Annotated in this window: 18 protein-coding genes and 1 pseudogene; 6 read left to right on the top strand and 13 right to left on the bottom strand. The window is 70.2% G+C overall.

The window, feature by feature from the left end; genetic code table 11:
* Positions 1-5 precede the first annotated feature (5 nt).
* Both ACH4U7_RS19145 and ACH4U7_RS19140 read left to right on the top strand, forming a co-directional pair.
* Positions 6-215, top strand: coding sequence for a helix-turn-helix domain-containing protein (locus ACH4U7_RS19145; RefSeq protein WP_043491624.1), 210 nt, complete (start codon positions 6-8; stop codon positions 213-215).
* Positions 215-811 carry a Clp protease N-terminal domain-containing protein gene (locus tag ACH4U7_RS19140; protein WP_398529071.1) on the top strand — a complete coding sequence of 199 codons (597 nt, stop codon included), beginning with the start codon at positions 215-217 and terminating at the stop codon, positions 809-811. Before ACH4U7_RS19145 ends, ACH4U7_RS19140 begins: the two co-directional genes overlap by 1 nt.
* On the opposite strand, the gene ACH4U7_RS19135 is transcribed toward ACH4U7_RS19140, so the two are convergent.
* The 8 genes from ACH4U7_RS19135 to ACH4U7_RS19100 form a co-directional block, all read right to left on the bottom strand.
* The gene (locus ACH4U7_RS19135) at positions 812-985 is read right to left on the bottom strand and encodes a hypothetical protein (RefSeq protein ID WP_398529070.1); all 174 of its coding nucleotides are present in this window, start codon (positions 983-985) and stop codon (positions 812-814) included.
* Between the two features lie 25 nt (positions 986-1,010).
* Positions 1,011-1,217: a hypothetical protein gene (locus tag ACH4U7_RS19130; RefSeq protein WP_398529069.1), complete on the bottom strand. Its 207-nt coding sequence runs from the start codon at positions 1,215-1,217 to the stop codon at positions 1,011-1,013.
* Between the two features lie 203 nt (positions 1,218-1,420).
* Positions 1,421-2,221 (bottom strand): hypothetical protein, encoded by an 801-nt coding sequence (locus ACH4U7_RS19125; protein WP_089513090.1) that lies wholly within the window; start codon positions 2,219-2,221, stop codon positions 1,421-1,423.
* Between the two features lie 126 nt (positions 2,222-2,347).
* Positions 2,348-3,355 (bottom strand): recombinase family protein, encoded by a 1,008-nt coding sequence (locus ACH4U7_RS19120; RefSeq protein ID WP_398529068.1) that lies wholly within the window; start codon positions 3,353-3,355, stop codon positions 2,348-2,350.
* Positions 3,356-3,565: 210 nt separating this feature from the next.
* On the bottom strand, positions 3,566-4,282 hold the full coding sequence (locus ACH4U7_RS19115; protein WP_398529067.1) for an SDR family NAD(P)-dependent oxidoreductase: 717 nt from the start codon (positions 4,280-4,282) through the stop codon (positions 3,566-3,568).
* A gap of 56 nt (positions 4,283-4,338) precedes the next feature.
* Positions 4,339-5,001, bottom strand: a complete 663-nt coding sequence (locus ACH4U7_RS19110; RefSeq protein ID WP_398529066.1) for an NAD(P)-dependent oxidoreductase — start codon at positions 4,999-5,001, stop codon at positions 4,339-4,341.
* Between the two features lie 25 nt (positions 5,002-5,026).
* Complete coding sequence (locus ACH4U7_RS19105) at positions 5,027-5,671, bottom strand: FMN-dependent NADH-azoreductase (RefSeq protein ID WP_398529065.1); 645 nt, start codon at positions 5,669-5,671, stop codon at positions 5,027-5,029.
* 41 nt (positions 5,672-5,712) lie between these two features.
* Positions 5,713-6,420, bottom strand: coding sequence for a DsbA family protein (locus ACH4U7_RS19100; RefSeq protein ID WP_196945089.1), 708 nt, complete (start codon positions 6,418-6,420; stop codon positions 5,713-5,715).
* A gap of 107 nt (positions 6,421-6,527) precedes the next feature.
* Here ACH4U7_RS19100 and ACH4U7_RS19095 point away from each other — a divergent pair, with 107 nt between their 5' ends.
* On the top strand, positions 6,528-6,944 hold the full coding sequence (locus ACH4U7_RS19095; protein WP_398529064.1) for a winged helix-turn-helix transcriptional regulator: 417 nt from the start codon (positions 6,528-6,530) through the stop codon (positions 6,942-6,944).
* Positions 6,945-7,029: 85 nt separating this feature from the next.
* Here the strand turns inward: ACH4U7_RS19095 and ACH4U7_RS19090 are convergent, their stop codons facing one another.
* From ACH4U7_RS19090 to ACH4U7_RS19080, 3 genes and pseudogenes are all read right to left on the bottom strand, one after another.
* A complete protein-coding gene (locus ACH4U7_RS19090) occupies positions 7,030-8,685 on the bottom strand; it encodes a Tn3 family transposase (RefSeq protein ID WP_398529063.1) in 1,656 nt (551 codons plus the stop codon).
* A 983-nt stretch (positions 8,686-9,668) separates the two neighbouring features.
* Positions 9,669-10,070 (bottom strand): annotated as a pseudogene (locus ACH4U7_RS19085) (DUF4158 domain-containing protein); the annotation flags it as partial.
* Between the two features lie 194 nt (positions 10,071-10,264).
* On the bottom strand, positions 10,265-11,203 hold the full coding sequence (locus ACH4U7_RS19080; RefSeq protein WP_398529062.1) for a LysR family transcriptional regulator: 939 nt from the start codon (positions 11,201-11,203) through the stop codon (positions 10,265-10,267).
* Positions 11,204-11,349: 146 nt separating this feature from the next.
* Here ACH4U7_RS19080 and ACH4U7_RS19075 point away from each other — a divergent pair, with 146 nt between their 5' ends.
* The 3 genes from ACH4U7_RS19075 (at position 11,350) to ACH4U7_RS19065 (ending at position 15,049) form a co-directional block, all read left to right on the top strand.
* The gene (locus tag ACH4U7_RS19075; protein ID WP_398529061.1) at positions 11,350-12,174 is read left to right on the top strand and encodes an alpha/beta fold hydrolase; all 825 of its coding nucleotides are present in this window, start codon (positions 11,350-11,352) and stop codon (positions 12,172-12,174) included.
* A gap of 140 nt (positions 12,175-12,314) precedes the next feature.
* On the top strand, positions 12,315-12,827 hold the full coding sequence (locus ACH4U7_RS19070; RefSeq protein ID WP_398529060.1) for a hypothetical protein: 513 nt from the start codon (positions 12,315-12,317) through the stop codon (positions 12,825-12,827).
* Positions 12,828-12,838: 11 nt separating this feature from the next.
* Positions 12,839-15,049 carry a hypothetical protein gene (locus ACH4U7_RS19065; RefSeq protein WP_398529059.1) on the top strand — a complete coding sequence of 737 codons (2,211 nt, stop codon included), beginning with the start codon at positions 12,839-12,841 and terminating at the stop codon, positions 15,047-15,049.
* A gap of 68 nt (positions 15,050-15,117) precedes the next feature.
* Here ACH4U7_RS19065 and ACH4U7_RS19060 read toward each other — a convergent pair whose 3' ends face one another.
* Both ACH4U7_RS19060 and ACH4U7_RS19055 read right to left on the bottom strand, forming a co-directional pair.
* A complete protein-coding gene (locus tag ACH4U7_RS19060) occupies positions 15,118-17,793 on the bottom strand; it encodes an acyl-CoA dehydrogenase family protein (RefSeq protein WP_398529058.1) in 2,676 nt (891 codons plus the stop codon).
* Entirely contained in the window at positions 17,790-18,062 is a 273-nt protein-coding gene (locus tag ACH4U7_RS19055) for an acyl carrier protein (protein ID WP_398529057.1), read from the bottom strand. The genes ACH4U7_RS19060 and ACH4U7_RS19055 overlap by 4 nt, the downstream gene beginning before the upstream one ends.
* Between the last annotated feature and the right edge of the window lie 2 nt (positions 18,063-18,064).

Genomic DNA, 18,064 nt, shown 5'->3' with positions numbered 1-18,064 from the left:
ACACCATGACCGAGGCAACGAACCTCGCCGAGCGGGCCGGCGACCAGGACCCCCGGGTCGGGCTGCGTGCCGTCGCCGCGCTCCGCCGGCTGTTGGAGCAACTGGAGGCCGTGCAGGTGCGCAGCGCCCGCGCGAAAGGGTGGTCGTGGCAGGAGATCGCCGCCGAGCTGGGCGTCAGCCGGCAGGCGGTCCACAAGAAGCACGGGAGGCGTTGATGTTCGAGAGGTTCACCACCAGCGCGCGCCAGGTCGTCAAGGGCGCCGTCAAGTACGCCGACGGCATGGGCGCCGGGGCTGGCGGCGGCACGGGCAGCGGCACCGTCGGGGAGGCGGAGCTGCTGCTCGCGCTCCTGGACCGTGCGGGCACCCCCGCCGCCGACGTCCTCGCCGCCCTCGGCGCGGCCGGCCGGCGCGCGGCCATCGAGCGCGACCTGGCCGCGGTGCGCCGCCGCGGCGGCATCTCGGCCGAGGACGCGAAGGCCCTGGCCGGGCTCGGCATCGACGTCGAGGAGGTCGTCGCGCGGGTCGAGCGGGTCCATGGCCCGGGCGCCCTCGCCGAGCCCGCGGAGACCGCCCGTCGCCGTGGCCGTCCGCTCCGGCGCCCCTTCGCACGGGAGGCCAAGTCGGTCCTGGAGCGGTCCCTGCGGATCTCGCTGGGCCGCGGCGACAAGTACATCGGCGATGAGCATCTGCTGCTCGCCCTGACCGCCCGCCCGGGCGTCGCCGCCCATGTGCTCGCCGACCACGGAGTGACGTACGTCCAGGCCCTGTTCTCCCGAAGCTACGGCGAAGTGACAAGTAGCTCGGCGTAATCAGAGTGACGCTCGGTCAGGAGCGGCGAGGCGGGGTCCGGGGACCTCGCTGTTCTGGAGGGCGCCGAAGTCGGCGTGCGCGGCCTCGATGGCTTCGGGGTATGCCTCGCGCTTGGCGTGCTCTGCGAGCGCCCGGTAGAGGGGTCCAGCCAAGGTGAGCCCAAAAGCCGCCATGAGATGATCTTGAAGCCCTCGAAGGTCAGCCCGCGGCGCCGGTAGCTGCCTGGAGGGCTCGCCGGAGCTGGTCGAGACCGGGCGCCCCGGCCGGACCAGTGCAGGAGGGGTAGATCCGGCAGGCGAGCGGCGGTGCTGTGCCGGGCTCGGCGAATGGATCGCGACCGTCGATGAGGATCGTTGGGGAACCGGTGAAGCCGAACCGCTCGGCCTCGGCCTGGTCGCCGACCACCCGCGTGGTGAAGCCCGTGGTGCCCAGCCCGGCGCCCGCCAGCGCCTGCCGCAGCCGCTCCTCGGCGAGCTGCCGGTGCGGGCAGGCACCACCAGAACCTCGATCATGACGCGGACATGGGGACGCGGAGTGGCTGCTGGTGCGGGCTGCGATGCCGATGCCAGGCTATCGGTTCACCTGGTGTCGTGCCCTGCTGCGCCGGTTCAAGACCGGATCTCCTGGAAGATGACGCCGCTCTCAAGGAGGACGACCGCTTCGTTAACCCAGCGAGGCGGACCAAAGTCCGTCTCAAGGTACTGGCACTGGTACCCAGTGTCCTCGTACTCGGAGCTGGCGAGGTCGTACGGGATCCTTTTGAAGGGCGGGATTCTGTCGCAGCGTAGCTCGTTGGACGATTCATGGTGCAAGTCCCAGAACTGTCCGTAGACCGACTTGGCCACCAGCAGCCCCTCATCGGGAGGAAAGATCTTGTACGTGGCGAGCTGGATAGCCGAGGACTCGTTGCCCGTCACGCGCTCGATATAGACATCCCACCTAACCTTCGCGCCCTGGTAAGTGACGGTGCACATCGTGCTCTGCCCGGCTTTTACGGTGACCTGGCCACCTTCGCACCCAGCACTGACTTTGGCGCGGATTCCCGCCATGATGAGAGTGTCCGCCCGTATCTCGTCCAGCACCTGCTCGGTGAGCGGAGCATCGTAGCCCGCCCTTGGCGGTAGGCCCATTTCCGACCTGCTGGAGTGGTTGTCGATGAGGTGTGGCTCAGCCGACTTGACCTTGACCGGCAGTTCCTCGCCCTCGACCGATGACGAAGGACTCGGCCCGTAGTCCTCGGTTGCGGCTTCCTCGCTCGCGGTTGCTGCCGTGGTACTGGGAGTGGCGGTGTCGTCGCCGTCGGAGTCCGGCCAGACGGCGCTCCCAATCCCCAATCCCACCAGGCACACAAAGATCACCAGGAGCGCCAGCTCGAAGCGACTGTAATCGTTGAAGTAGCGACGAGTCATCGTCTCACCATATTTCTCGGGTCCGGGGACCGGTCCCGCCTGGCTCAGCTCGCCGACAGCTTGACGTCCGTCCGGTCGGCCCTGTTCTCCCGAAGCTACGGCGAAGTGACAAGTAGCTCCCTGCAATCAGAGTGACGCTCGGTCAGGGAGAGCGAGGCGGGGTCCGGGGACTTCGTCGGCCTGGAGGGCGGCGAAGTCGGTGTGGGCCTGTTCGACGGCTTCGGGGTACGCCTCGCGCTTGGCGTGTTCGGCGAGCGCCCGGTAGATGCTGGCGACGGAGGGGTTCTGTCCCTTGCGCTTGCCGGTGGGGATGATCAGGTCGGGCTGGATCTGCTCGACGGACTCGCCGCCCGCGCGGCGCCGGAGCACGGTGTGGAGCATGTCGTCGGTGATGACCGGGGGTCGGCCGCCGTGCTTGCCCTTTCGGGCCGCGGTGTCGAGCCCTTCGAGCGTGGACTCGCGGATATTCTCCCGCTCGGTCTCCGCCATCGCGGCGAAGAACGCGAACAGCAGCTTCCCAGGGCCGGTGGGGTCGTAGATGCCGGGCAGGGGCCCGGCGAGCATCTCCAGGACCAAGCCGTGGGCGGTGAGGTGGTCAGCGAGGGCGGTGAGTTCGGCGGCATCGCGACCGAGCCGCTTCATCTCGTACACCGTGAAGATGACCCGGCAGTGCGGGGCGTGCGCCTTGACCTTCCGCGCCGTCCTCAGCGCCTCCTCGAACTTCGGGCGGACCCGCACCCGGGTGCTGATCTTCTCGCTGAAGATCATTTCCCTCGGGATGCCGTGCTTGGCGAGCGCGTCGAGCTGGGAGTCGAGCTCCTGCCCGAGGGTCGAGCAGCGGGCGTAGCCGATGCGGATGTCCGCGCTCGGCAGGTCCGGGTCGATCGACGTCGGCGGCGGGGTGCCCGGCCGCCACGGTCGACCCGGTCCGCGGTCGGCCGGGGTCGGGACCCGCAGCGCCTTCCTCAGCCGGGGCACCATGGTGAAGCGGCGGGTGTGGTAAGCGGAAGCGACCGCGCCGCCGCGCGAGCGGCAAGGCGAGCCGGGCTGGGCGTCACACTTCGGACAGGCGTGCTGTTCGACGTCGTCGGCGTCCGACCGGTCGGTTGGGGAAGGTTGCTGAGGGTCCGTCATGGGCCCGGATTTTCGCACAATGCAAGTCTCAGAAAGGGGTCCGTCCCGCTTTTGGGTGAGAACGGGTTCTGCGAACGAATCCGGGTCGGGCGGGGGTCCGGTGGCCCGTGATTGATCTTGCTCGCGCAAAGGATCGATTGTGCGAATGCCCTGACGTGGGCAGCGGTGTGCACCGCGGGTGCGGTGCACACCGCTGCGGGGGCCGGTGCGTCAGCCGGTCTTGAGGTTGGGGTGGACTTCCTCGACGCGGTCGCGCTTGGTGTACATGTCCCAGTAGAGCGAGGCGAGGTCGGCCGGGTCGACGCGTGGCTGCGCGGCGGCCAGGGGGTCACCGGCTGCGGCAGCGGCCCGCTCGGCCTCGCTGCCGGTGATGAACGCGGCGATCGACAAGGTGCCCGCGTAGATCCCGGATTCGGCGAGTTCGCCGTTGAGGGAGTACAGCCAGTTGCGGGCGGCGGCCATCAGCGTGCCGACGCCGCTGGTGTGGGCCCTGGGGTGGACAGCGGTTGCGCCGGTGGTCATCAGGAACGCGCCGTCGCCGCGTTCCTTCCATTCGGGCAGCACGGCCTGGAGGACGGCCAGCGGGGTGAGCACGAGCAGCGGCATGCCCTGGACCAGGGCGGCCGGTTCGAGCTGCGCAGCTGGGGTGAAGCCGACGCTGGGGAGGGGGCCGTACTCGATGACATCGATCCGGCCGAACCGTTCGCGGATGGACTCGATCAGGCCGGGGATCTCCTCCGGTGCGGACAGGTCGGCGGTGAAGCCGGCCGCCTCGATGCCCTCGGCGCTGAGCTGGTCGACCAGCGCGTCGAGGCGGCCCTTGCGCCGGGCCACCAGGGCGACGCGGAAGCCCTCGCTGGCGAAACGACGGGCGACGGAAGCGCCGAGGCCGGGGCCGGCACCGAAGATCACGATCACTTTGGACATGGGTACTCCTCCACGTGCCGTCACAGTGACGGCGGATGACGGATGGGGGGGTTGGGTCAGCCCTTGGCGTTCCACACCAGAGGCGCCTTGCGGATCCAGGTGCCTTGCTCGACAGCGTCCAGGAGGAAGCCGGCGAGGTCGGCGCGGTTGACCCGGGGCCCCGGCTTGGCGGTGCCGGCCTCGGCTGCTTTTAGCGGCCCGCTGACGGGCTTGTCGGTCAGAGCGACGGCCCGGGCAAGGGTCCAGTCGGTGTCGGAGGCGCGGACAACCTCGTCGACCCCCGTGTGGTCGTCGAAGCCGGCCTTGATGTTCGACATCTTGATGAACGCCTTGACCAACGGGTTGAGCCTTGCCCAGTCGTCACCCGCGCCCTGTGAGGACGTCAGCACGATCCGGCGGATGCCTTGCTCGCTCATCACGGTCAGGGTGTCGCGAGCTGCGTCGGTCATGAAATGCGGCGGGCTGATCGGCTTGGCCCACGGGTTGTCCGAGGCGCGGGCGTTGTTGAGAACGCTGATCACCGCATCGGCGCCCCGGGCGGCCTTGCGGATGTCGTCGATGTCGGAGGGCGTGCCCCGGATCAGCTCGATCCCGGCCGGGGCCTGGACGGCATCGGGATTGCGCACCAGGGCGCGCACGCGGTGGCCGCGCTCGGCGGCCTGGCGCAGCACGTGGATGCCGGTGCGGCCGCTGCCGCCGAGCACGAGCAAGTCAGTCATGGTGATCACCTGGAGAGAGGAGAGGTCAGGCGGCACTCGGGGTGCCGAGCGTGGCGGCCAGACGGCGGGCCTGGTCGTGGGCGGCGGCCAAGGACGCCTCGTGCATGGGGATGAGCGAGGCCAGCACCGGGGCATGCGGGGCCATGGTCAGCTCCGGGATCACCGTGGTGACGTCCAGGCCCAGCATGTCGTCTCGGCCCAGCAGGGCCTCCAGCGCGGGCACGGCGTAGTCCAGGCCCTCCTTGGGCGCGCCGGGGCCGTACCCGCCCCCGCGGGCGGATATGACGACGGCCGGACGACCGGCGACGGGCGAGGACCCGGCGTGGTTCACGGTCCGGTCGGCGACGACGATCTGGTCCAGCCACGCCTTGAACACCGACGGCATCGTGAGGTTGTACATCGGCACGGTGAACAGATAGGCGTCGGCGCCCAGGAACTCCTCGATGAGTTCGTCCTGCACCGCGGCGGCCTTGGCCTGCTCCGGGGTGTGCTGGGCGGGGTCGGTGATACGGGTGGTGATACCGGCAGCGTCCAGATGGGGCACGGGCGAGGCGGCGAGGTCGCGGTGGACGACCGGCCCCTGCCAGGTATCGCGGAAGGACTGGGCGACCTGGCGGGAGACGGACGCCTCGCCGAGCGAGGAGGAGTCGATGTGCAACAGGTAGGACATGGTGGTGCCTTTGCTGGTGTGCGAGATGGTGGTGCGGCGGGTCAGGGGCGGGCGGGGACGGCGCAGCCGTCCGGGCCGCAGGCCGGGGCGTCGCCGCCCGCCGTCACGGTGACCGGGTGGGACTCGTTCCACGCCGTGCGCAGCAGGTCGAGCAGGCCGTCGCTGTCCTGCGCGCCGGGCACGCCGTAGCGTCCGTCGATGACGATGAACGGGGCGCCGGTCGCTCCGAGCCGCTGCGCCTGGCGTGCGTCGGCCTGCACCTGGCTGCGGTAGCGGTGCTCGCTGAGCGCCTGGCGCGTCTCGTCGCGGTCCAGGCCGAGCCTGTCGGAGAAGCCGAGCAGGTCATCGAGGGTGAAGATCGGCTCGGCCTGGCCGAAGTAGGCGCGGAAGAACAGGTCCCAGGCTTCGCGGTTCTTACCCTGCGCGGAGGCGTGGGCCAGGAACTCGTGGGCCAGGTCGGTGTTGCCGACCCGGTTGTCCAGGACCCGGTAGGGGCTCAGGCCCTCGGCGGCGGCCATGCCCTCGATGTCCGGGGCGCCGGCCTGCTCGGGGACGGCACCGTACTTGGCCATCACCGCCTCACGGACGCTGAGCGTACGGTCGGTGGGGAAACCGCTGCTCAGGGGAAAGGAGCGGTGAACCACCTCCACCTGGTCGCTGTGCTCGAAGCGGTCCACGGCCCGGTCCAGCCGGTGGCTGCCCAGCCCGCACCAGGGGCAGGTAATCTCAGACCAGATCTCTACCTTCACGGGGCTGACCTCCAATTCCTACTGTTTGTTCGTAACGCCATGGTGCGCCAGTATGGAAGTCGACACAAAAGGCACATCGGTGTGCGCGACGGAGAGGAATGGGCGCTATGCAGGACAGCGCGGACGTCGGGATGGCAGCCGCGGTCGGGCCGTGCGCGAGCATCCCCGCCGATCACATGGACTTCATCCGCCAGGTACTCGACCGCGTGGGCGACAAGTGGAGCATGTTGATCATCGCCGTCCTGGAGGGCGGCCCGATGCGTTACACCGACTTGCAACGCCAGATACCGGGCATCTCCCAGCGCATGCTGACCCACACCCTGCGCCAGCTCACCGAGGACGGGCTGATCAGCCGCACTGCCTACGCCGAGGTGCCACCGCGCGTCGAGTATGCCCTCGCACCCCTCGGCGACGGCCTCAACGAGATCGTCAAACAGCTCATCGGCTGGGCAGCCGACCACCACGACGAGATCCGCAGCAACCGCTCCCGCAACGGCGCCGCCGCCTCCCCGTCCCGGTCCTGAGCCGCGGCGCCCACCGGCGTTGCCGGGTCGCGCAGGGGCCGCAGCCCCGATCGAGCCGCCCACCAGCGAGGCCGGGCACTGATCTTCAGGATGCCCGGCCGGTCGCACCCTCTGTTGCCGGTTCGGGAGTTCGCTCGGGCCCAGTACGGGGTCCGGGCACCATGGACTCTGCCGCAGCGAGGTCGAGGTGGGAGTTCATGTCCAGCTCGAACCGGCCGTAGGGGTTCACGTGGGTCCAGAACAGCGGGGACAAGGCACGCCGGTCGGCGTCGGTGAGCCGCTTCTGCCACTTCTCCTCGCTCAGGATGTCCTGGAGCAGCAGGGTGTTGACGTGCACCAGCGCCGACTGGAGCAGGTGCAGGGCGAGCATCGAGACCTCCTGGGACTCCTTGTCGAAGCCGGTCAGGTCGCCGTCCTTGCCGTAGAACAGGTCGTGGTTGGCGGAGTTCCAGTTCTCCACGACCTGGAGCCCGTCGTTGATCTCGCGGCGCAGGTCGGCGTCGGCGAGGTAGTCGCAGATGAATGCCGTCCGCACCGCCCGCCCGAGTTCCTCGGTTGCCCGGTAGGTGGGGTGCTTGGGCCCGCCGCGGGTGAAGCGTCGCAGAACTTGCTCGGCCTCGGCGGTGCCCAGGCGCAGGGCGGTGGTGTACTTCACGACCTGGTCGTACTGCTGGCGGATCAGGTCCCAGTCGATCGTCTTGGGCGACAGCACCGGCGCCAGGTTCGGCCACTTCTCATCCTCGCCGGCCGCCGGCCGGTACAGCCGCGCTGAGCCGACGTTCTTCAACCTGGGCAGCAGGTTGAAGCCGAGCATGTGGGCGAAGGCGAACCCGACGATGGAGGCGCCGTGCGTGTCGGTGTACTGCCGGTCGATCTCCACGTCCGTGCAGTGCCGCAGCACGCCCTCGATCATCGCGGCGACCTCGGAGGCCGAGCAGGACTTGAGCTGGCTGTAGACGCACAGCGACTTCTTCTCGACGTGCCAGTAGATCATCACACCCGGGCCGCGGTAGCGCTGGTGCCATTCGGTCATGAAGTTGCTGGACCAGGAGCCGAACTTCTTGGAGTCGCTCGCGCAGGCGGTGCCCTCGCCCCACCACGCCTGATCGCGGGCGGCGAAGGTGGCGTTGACCAGCCGCACCAGCACGGCGCGCAGGTTGGTCCGGTTGACGAACAGGTGCCGCACCCGGCGCAGGACAGCCTCGCTCTCGCCGTGCTTGCCCGTGACCGCGACCCGCTTGATGCCCATGTTCGTGCCCAGCGCGAACAGCACCAGCAGCAACCGGCGCCGTAGCACCGCCTTCGGGACCGCCTCCCGTGTGGCGACCGAGGTGAACTCGGACGTGAAGCCGGTGGCGAACTCAGCCTCCTTGAGGATGTCGATCAGATCGATGGTGCCCCAGCGGCGTTCGATCTCCGCCTTCAGCGCGACGAGGTTCTCCGGCTCCTCCTGCCTGCCCAGCGGCGAGACCTTGATCCACGGCTCGCCGTGCTTCTTGACGATGTCCACCCCGCCCGTGGTGCCCAGCTCCAGCGCCGTGTCGAAGCGGGTCAGGGCCTCGCGCAGCCTCTTCTCCAGGGCCTCGATGAACTTCTCCGGGTCCTGCGGCTGGCGGATCGCGTCGTAGTGCACATCGCGGTTGTCCTCGAAGTCCGGCGGCAGATCGTCCTCCGGGTTCTGCCACCGGTTCGCGCCCGGCACCCAGATCTCCCGCCGCCGCAGCGCGTCCCGCAGCGCCACGAGCACGCAAGCTCGTACGGGATGCGCTCGACCCGGCCGCGCTCATCCACCACCGCCTTGCGCCACTCCTCGCGCACCACCCCGGCCAGCGGGACCTTCTCCGCCTCGTCGAAGAACGCGCCCTCCTTCGCGATGGGTTGGTCCAGGTACCGCTTGAGCAGGTCGATCGCGTCCATCACCGGCCGGTAGGCGGTGTTGTTGCACTTCAGCTCCAGCGCGTTCAGCAGCGGCGAGAGCATTCGGCGCCAGTGGTTGGAGTACGAGGAGCGCAGCACCGTACGCACCCGGGCCCGGTAACGGGCCTCGTTCGCCGCGGCCTCCGCTGCGAGGGCCTTCAGCGTGGACTCCCCGGCCACCGGATAGATCACCTTGCGGACCGTGCCGCCCGGCTCGGCGACCGCCGCCTCCGCCAGCCGCAGCAGGATGCCCTCCTTGCCGCGGACCCGCTTGAGCTCCTTGTTGAACTCGCCCTCGACCTTCTTCTCCGCCCGCGTGTTGATCTTCTGCACGAGCTGGATGAACAGCTCCACCAGCGAGTCGGTGATCTCCGTCTCCCGCACATGGCACAGCGTCGACAGCAGCGTGTACCGCACCGGCGCGGCCGCCGTCCGCAGGTCCGAGGGATACTCCTTCGCTGCCCGCGCCCGCCAGGCCGCCACCAACTTCCCCGACACGTCCCCGAACAGCTCCGGCGGAAGCTGAAGCCAGCGCACCCGCTGGAGCTTGTTCACCTCCGCCAGCAAGCTGTCCAGCCCCAGCGCACCTGGGTCCGCCTTCAGCTCGGTGAAGAGCGTGCCCCCGCCGCCCGCGCTCCCCTCGTCCGCGCCGGCGTTCTCGGCGATCAGGTCGTCCAGCCGGGACCGGGTCGCCGCCGACAGCCGGCCCACGGTGGCCGCGCAGAACCGCTCCTCGAAGGCGCTGACCGCCTTGCCTACCAGCCGGGCGATCTGCCCTGGAGCCGGCGGCTCCAGCCGGTCCTTGCGACAGCGGGCCACCACCGCCTCCGCCAGCCGGTCCCGGTTCAGCTCCACCCCGCACAGTTCCACCGCCAGCCACTCGGCGAGCTGGACCTGGTCCTCCTCCGTGCACTCACGGAAGCCGAACGCGCCCCGAATCTCCATCCGGTGCCGCTTGATCGCCCGCCCAGCCCAGTCGTACGCGGCCCACTCCTCCGCGGGCACCTTCACCTGCTGGGCGACGTACGACACCGCCGGCCCCGGGATCTCCCCCGCGTCCTCCGGGAGCCGGGCCTCCACCTCAAAGAACTTCAGCAACAGCGCGAACCCCAACCGGTTCGCCCCCGACTTGTTCCTCAGCCGCTCCTGATCTTCCTCCAGCAGCGTCCAGACCTCGATCAGGTCCTCCGGCTCCCACTCCTGCCGCACCCCGCGCTCCCTCCGGTCGTCATGGCCTGACCAACCTCGCCGAGCAGGTCCCCGGATGAGCCCAGAAGATCGAAACCACTGACAAGCGCATCCGGGATCCGTTACAGAGAGCTACTTGTCACTTCGCCGTAGCTTCGGGAGAACAGGGCCGTCCAGGTCGAACGGGCCCTAGCGGGCCGCCGGGCCGAGGTGGGCTAGGGTCTGTCGTCAAAGGGGGCGTCCGGGGCGTCGCCCAGGGCGTGGTGGATCGCGGCGAGCAGCGTCCGGTGCAGGGCGGACGGCCGCCGGTCCGCGCGCCGGACGGCGAACACCGGCAGCCGCGGCCGGGCGTCGGCGATCCGTATCTCGCGCAGCGAGCCGTCGGCCAGCTCGGCCGCGACCGAGGCGCGGAACAGCAGCGCGACCCCGAGCCCGGCCCGTACGGCATGTTTGATCGCCTCGGGGTGGCCCAGCTCGATGACCACGTTGCGGTCGATGACGCCGAGCTTCGCGAGTTCGATGTCCTCGATGTCCCGGCGGCGGGAGCCGCGCGGTGTGGAGGCGAAGGGCATCCGCGCGAGGTCGGTTACCTGGACCGGGGAGTCCGCCGTGCCCCCCGCCTCCGCCGCGCCGACCAGGACGAGGTCGTGATGTCCCACCAGCTCGCCGGACAGGCCCTGACCGGTCGGGATCCGGTGGGCGATGGTCACGGCCAGGTCGCACAGGCCCGAGGTGACGGCCTCCCAGATGTGGTTGGGGTCGAGCACATGCGCGGCGATACGGGCGGCCGGGTGGGCCGAAGCGAAGTCGACGAGGACGGGCGGCAGCAGATAGCTGCCCACCGTCATGCTGGTGGCCACCGCCACGGCGCCCGCGGTCCCGTCGGCCAGCCCGGCGAGTTCGCGCTCCAGCTCGGTGCCGCGGCGCAGCGTGTCGCGCGCCCAGCCGTACGCGGCCCGGCCGGCGTCGGTGAGCTCGAGGCGCTGTCCGGTCCGGTCGAAGAGCCGTACTCCCAGGCGCTGTTCCAGGGACCGTATATGGCCGCTGACCACCGGCTGGGAGACATAGAGCCGGCCGGCGGCGCGGCCGATCCCGCCCAGCTCGACGACCGTGCAGAAGACCTCCAGCTTGTGCAGCGAGATCCGGTTGTCCACCCGGGCTTGCCCCTTCCCTCGCACACGCCATAGCCATCTGGCTATGACTACCTCACCATAGTCGTCTTTGTTTGCCACGAAGTCGCCAATTAGCCTCGCAGGAGCGGCCATTCGGATCCGCGTATGAGACAGAGTGAGGCGAACCCATGATTCCGGTAGGCGAGTTCACCTTCCACGGCGGCGACGGCTGTCCGCTGTACGCCACCACGGCCGGCCGGCCCGACCACGCCGGCCCGCCGCTGGTGCTGCTGCACGGCGGGGGCCCGGACCACCACAGCCTGCTGCCCCTGGCCCGGCTGCTGGTCGACCGTGTGACGGTGGTCCTCCCCGACGTACGGGGCTACGGTCGCTCCGTCTGCTCCGATCCGTCCCGGCACACCTGGGCGCGGTACACCGACGACGTCATCGCGCTGCTCGACCACCTGGAGGCGCCCGGCGCCGTCCTGGGCGGCACCGGCCTCGGTGCCACGGTGGCCCTGCGCACCGCGCTCACACACCCCGACCGGGTGGCGGCCACCGTACTGATCAGCCTTGAGGAGATCGAGGACGACGAGGCCAAAGCGGCCGAGACCGCGTTCCTTGACGCGTTCGCCGCTCGCGTCCTGGCCGACGGGCTCGAGGCGGCATGGGCGCCGATCCTGGAGACGATGCCGCCGGTGATCGGCTCGATGGTGCGCGACGCGTTTCCGCGTACGGACCCGGCCAGCGTCGCCGCCGCCGCGCATATCGGCCACGACCGGGCCTTCCACGACATCGCCGAGCTGGCCGCGGTCCAGGCGCCCGCCCTGGTCGTGCCCGGCACCGACGCGCGCCACCCGACCGAGCTGGCGGCGCGCGCCGCCCGGATCATGCCCCGCGGCCGGCTCGCTCCGGTGGGCGTTTCGCCGGATCTGCGCACCGCCGCCGACCTCGCCGAGGCGGTGGCCCCGGCCGTCCGGCAGTTTTTGAGCTCCGTGCCACAGGTGCGCTGACCTGCGGCGCAGCCCACGATCTACAGCTGGTGTAGGGGTTTTGTTTCCATCCTCGTAAAGATCTGTATTCCGTCGTCCCGAACTATGCCCAGGGGATAGTCGACGGCTTCGCGCCGTGTGTAGGGACGGGGGAGTTCAAGATGTCCTTCGACGAGGAGTGGGCCCAGCTCAAGGCCGCCGCGCAGGAGGAGCACTCGGCGGCGGGGCGGTCCAGCGGTACGCGGCTCAACCAGCTCGACGGTGGCGGCGGTGGTGGGGTCACCCCGTTCGGCGGGGTGTGCACGTCTCCGGCGCAGAAGAAGACGGCGGCCGGGGTGATCGAGGACGAGCTGGAGCCGGGCCTGACCAAGGCGGGCGACGACGCGGACACCAAGTCCAACACCGCGATCAGCGAGTTCCACGGCTGGGACACGGCCCTGGGGCTCAAGCATGTCCTGACCGAGTGGCAGACGCAGGTGAAGGCCCTGACGAAGCGGATGGGCGGGGAGAAGGAGGCCCTGCGCGGCACCAACACCCTCTTCACGGGCACGGATCTGCGCACCGGTTCGAGCTTCTGCGGCATCTTCGGGACCCAGAACAACTCGTACGGCACGCCTGCGGGCGGCGGCACGCAGCCGTCGTTGCCCCTCCCCCTCACCTCCTCGCACCCCTGAGAGGGAACCAGATGGTCACCTATCGCCAGGTCATGGACACCGACCTCGCCAAGCTGACCGACGCCGCCCAGGCGTGGGACGACATGGCCGACCAGCTCCAGAAGCTGGAGACGACGTACCAGACCAAGGTCCAGAAGATCAGCGCCGGTATGTCCTGGAGGGGCCTCAGCGCCAACTCCGCCGCCAACACCGCCACCCAGACCCGCCACGAGTTCGACGCGGCCCAAGTGGAGGCGCGCGCCGTCGCGGATCTGCTGCGCGATGCCCACGGCCAGTTCGTACGGCTGGTGGGCCTGGTCAAGGGCGTGGTCAAGGAGGCCCAGCAGGCCGGGATGAAGGTCGACGCCGACGGCCGGTGCACCTTCGACTACGCCAAGGCCACCAAGGAGGCGGCCTTCGCCGCCCATCACGACCCCGACCTCGCGGAGACCGAGCGCTCCTGGACCAAGAAGATCGAGCAGGCCGTCCAGGCCGTCGACGACGCCGACTACGGCGTCAAACTCGCGCTGCGGGAGTCCGTGAAGGACACGGACGGCAAGGGCGACCCACACGGCTTCAACGGGGCCGCGCAGGGCGATGTCGAGGTGTACGAGGGGCGCCGGGCCACGGACCTCGGGGAGAAGCTCGTCGACGGGAAGCTGTCGCCCGCGGAGCTGAAGGAAATGCAGATACTGATGCGCAACAACGCGCACAGCAAGCCCTTCAGTCAGACGTTCCTCAGCGGCCTGGGCCCCGGGGACGCCATCAAGCTGAGCGACAAGCTCGTCGGGCTCTCGTACAACCGCGACGGCACGGTCAGCAACACCGAATATCTCTCCGTGGAGCAGGGGCTGGCCCATTCGGTGGCCACGGCCACCACGGTGCCGGGCACCCTCAAGGAGCGCCCGCCCGGCTCACCGCAGTTCAACGCCTGGCTGAACAGCCCGGACGGAAAGTTCTTCCGTGAGTGGACGGAAGGCGTCCGAAAGGTCGGCTTCGAGAAGTACGGCAGCAAGCAGGTGCCGCGGTACGGCTACCAGTCGTATCTGACCATGCTCCAGAACTACGACAAGTTCGACGACCAGTACCTCTACACGCTGGGCGACGACATCATCAAAGCGGAGAAGAAACAGCCTTCGGGCGTGTGGGACGAGTGGACCGGCGCCGACCCCAAATTCGTCAACGATCCGCTCGACACCGTCCTGGGCCTCATGAGCAAGGACCCCGACACCGCCACCGCGTTCCTCGACCCCGAGGGCAAGGGGGCGCTGAAGAACGACCACCTCACCTATCTCATCGAGCAGCGCGACTGGCCGAAGCAGGTGATGAATGGTGGCTACGGCCCGCCCCAGTCGATGGACGACACGTTCGGCAAGATGGGCTTCGGCGCCGCGCTCGAAGCGGCCGCCACCGGCCATGTCCCGGGCACCGACTACCCCCTGGGGAAGCACACCGAGGACCAGGCCCGGGTGATGTACCAGGCCATCGAATCGCTCAACAAGGCGGGCGCGGCCGAGAACCTGGACCCCATGCTGCGCCGGCCGATGGCGAACATCCTCGCCGACTACACCCCCGACCTGCACCAGACCCTCGCCCGCGACAACCCCCTCTACCGCGAGCACAACGGACTCTGGAACGACAACGGCGAACTCAGGGTCTCCGTCCCCGAGGAACACCTCGTCAAGATCATGCGCGGGGTCGCCAACGACCCCAGCGCGTTCGCGGATCTCTACAACGCCGAGCGGCACTACGCGGCGGGGACCTTCGCCGGCATGCCGGAGAAGATCTCCGAGCACACCCGGGTGCCGATCCAGGAGGCGTCCTCGGCCCTCGGCATGTACGACGGGGTGCGTGCGGACGTCCTCTTCGACGACCGCGACAAGAAGATCCAGTGGGAACGGGACTTCAACAACGCCCTCACCAGCGTCACCAGCATCGGCCCGAAGTTCGTGTCCAACAACGCCGCCGCGTTCGGCTCGGAGATCCTCTACCGGATCATCCGCACCGAATCCCACGGCATCATGTGGGATCGCATCAAAGAGGCCAACCTGGACGCGAGCGTGGAGAACGCCAAGCAGTTCACGGCGGGCCAGAAGGAGGTCGACTCCATGGTCGCCAACTGGGCGGAGACCCGCGGCCACGCCAAGGACAGCGACTACACCAAGGACCTCATCGGCATCGGCCAGACCAAGCACGCCGAGGGCCGCAACCAGGCCCTGATCCATCTGCGCGCCGACTACTGAGGCTCCTCCCGGAGGCCGGGGCGGGTCCCGCAGGCACGGCCGCGGGTCCCGCACCGGCCATACCTCCGTCAGGCGGGGCGGCGCGCCGCGATCAGCCGGACACCGAGCGCGGTGTCGTCCCATGCGGTCCGTACGTGGCCAAGACCCGCCGCCGTCAGCGCGCCCTCGACCTCGCCGTCCGCGGGCGTACGCCCGCCCGCGAGCGCGAGGTCCAGGCGCGCCGCCGCGGCCCCCAGGGGGCGCTTGGGCGGCAGCGGGCACGGCAGGACGAGCCAGCCGCCGGGCAGCAGCGCCTCCATGGCCGTGGCGACGGCCGCCCGCAGCTGCTCGGGGTCCGGCAGTCCGGCGGCGGGCAGCCAGGCGAGCGCGAGCCGGTCGCCCTCTTTGAAGTCCCCCGCCGCGAAGCCCGCCGTTGTGCTTCCCGTGCCGTCGTCGGTCCGGATCCGTACCTCACCGTCGCCCCCGGCCGTGCCCATGGCCACCGGCTCCGGCTCCAGCGCGAGCACCGGTACGAACGGGATATGACGCGCCAGTTCGACGGCGGACCGGCCGCCGTCCCCGGCCGCGCAGCCCACCTGCGCCCCGGGCCGGTCCAGCAGCTCGGGTAGCCCCTCCAGCCTGCCCAGCAGCGAGTTGACCAGCACATCCGCCAGCGCCGCCGCCTCGCCTCCGCACCCGGTCAGCGACTCCCGCCCGGCGACCGGCTTCCCGTCTGAGCGGCCTCGGGGAAGTGGGGTGCGTTCCCGCGTCGTCCGGTGCGGTGCATCGCAAGGCGGAGCGGCGCCCTCGTACTGGGCGCTGCGGTCGATATGCCGCTGGCGCGGCGTGGCGGGTGCTGCGACAACGCGGCCGGGGGCACCCCCAGCGGTAGCTGGGGGCGCCGTGCCGGGCGGCGTGGGGGCGTGCCTCACTTCCCCGAGGTCGCTCAGCAGCCGGGCCCCGCCGTCCAGCGCGCGCCGCAGCCGCGCCGTGAACGCCGAGGCGCGCGGACCGCCGATCAGCACCCGCTCCAGGCCCTCGTCGGCGACGTACCGGCCCTCGCCGTCCCGGCGCACCACCGAGGCGGCCACCAGGGCCTCCAACAGCCCCTCGGCGAGGGCGGGCGGCAGCAGATCCTCGGCGGCCTCCCGTACGGAGCACGGCTCCAGCAGCCGGGCCAGCAGCCCGGTCTCGTTCGCCACCCCGCACGCGAGCAGGCCCCACGCCCCCGCCGCCAGTTTCGCGAGCCGCCCCTCGAACAGGCCCTCCGGCCCCTGCGGCAGCGCCTCGGGCGGCCGTCCCGCCCGTACGGCCGCCAGCAGGGCGTGGGCCCGTTCGAGCAGCGCGGCCACCGCGCCGCGCCCATCTGTCTCAAAAGCGTCGAACGTGTTGGGAGCGTCGAGCCCGGCCGCCGAGACCACCGCCGCCACCGCGTCGGCGTACTCCTCGCCGCCCCCGTGCGCGGCGGCGTGCAGCGCCCACCACCCGTCGGCCAGTTTGGACACGGCGCGCTCGGCGGCCTCCTCCCGTACCCGCTTGCCCTCCAGGCCGACGATCGTGCGCTGCCCCAGTTGCAGCAGCAGCATCTCCTGGGAGCCCTGACCGGAGATCAGGCCCAGGATGTCGCGCATGAACCGCTCCCATGGGAACGCGGACATATACGCCTCGCCGCCCTGGAGGCTCATGACCAGCTGGCCGACGCGCAGCGCGCACTCCGACGCGTGGTGCTTGGCGACGGTCGCGTACTCGTCGAAGTACGGATCGCGGTCCGGCGACCTGGTGCCGTCCAGCGCCCGGTAGACGCTCGCGCGGGCCGACTGGAGCAGCATGCGCATCTCGCCCACCGAGCGCTCGACGTTGGGGTATTCGAGAACCCGACGCCCGCCGCGCTTACGGGGGTCAAGCGCGTCCACACAGTTCTCGACCACCCCGTCCAGCGCGCCAAGCACCCCGCATGCGCTCATGGTCCGGCGGATGCGCGCATAGGTGTTCAGCTCGCTGAGCGCGTCCGCGCGCCACACGAGCCGCGCCGCGGGCAGCCGTACGTCGTGCAGGATCACCTGGCCCAGGCCCATGGTGTGCATGCCCATGGTGTCCATGTGTACGGGTGTGACGCCCGGGTCGTCCTTCTCGACGAGAAACGCCAGCATGTCGTTGGACGCCTCGTCACGCAGAAACAGCACAAAGAGGTCGGCGAAGCGCGCCCCGGCAAGAAACCGCTTGGCGCCGTTCAGCACCCAAACGTCGCCTTCCAGCCGCGCCGTGGAGTGGTAGTCGTACGGGTCCCGGCTCTCGTACGCGCCCTGCACCCCGAACCGCCGGCCGGCCACCAGGTCCGGAACGTAGGTCTCGATCAGCTCCGGTGTGCCGCTGGACAGGATCAGTTCGGTGATCTCGACGCTGATGTCGAGGAGGACGGCGAAGCCGGGGTCGCGCGAGAGGCGGGCGATCTCCTCGACCACCACGCCCCACGCCAGCTTGTCCCGCCCCTCGCCGCCGATCTCGGTCGGCAGCGAGAATCCCATCAGCCCCAGCTCACCGGCCTGTTCGAAGACGCGGTTGTCGAGCGGCCGGCATTCCTTGTTGCGGAAGTGCGAGCCGGGGTTGGCGATATCCAGGACGAAGCTGCCGAACCGGCGTCGGGCCTCGCGGCGGATCCGCTCGATCTCGGCGTCGAGCGTGGGGTGTCCATTCCTTGGGGACAGGTCCCCCCGGTTCATCACATCGGCAGCGTGCGCCCGGCCCGTCATGCCCCGGTCCGTCATGCGCCGACCTCCTGGGCGTCGGCGTCCAGCTCGCGCACCAGGTCCGCAAGCGTCTCCTCGCCGAGGAACCGCTCCAGCGGGATGGTGGCGCCGGTGCGCTCCTCGACCTCGACGGAGAGCTGGGCCGCGGTGAGCGAGTCGATGCCGATCTCGCCCAGCGGCCGGTCGACGGGCAGCCGCTGCCCGTCGAGGCCCAGCAGCTCGCCGATCAGCGAGGGCAGCCAGGCGCCGGCGGACTCGGCGGTGCCGTCGCGGTGTTCGGTGGTCATGG

The sequence above is a fragment of the Streptomyces sp. NPDC020845 genome (genome assembly GCF_044334165.1).
In the GTDB taxonomy this organism is placed as follows: Bacteria; Actinomycetota; Actinomycetes; order Streptomycetales; family Streptomycetaceae; genus Streptomyces.
This window is presented reverse-complemented; position numbering and strand designations above follow the sequence as displayed.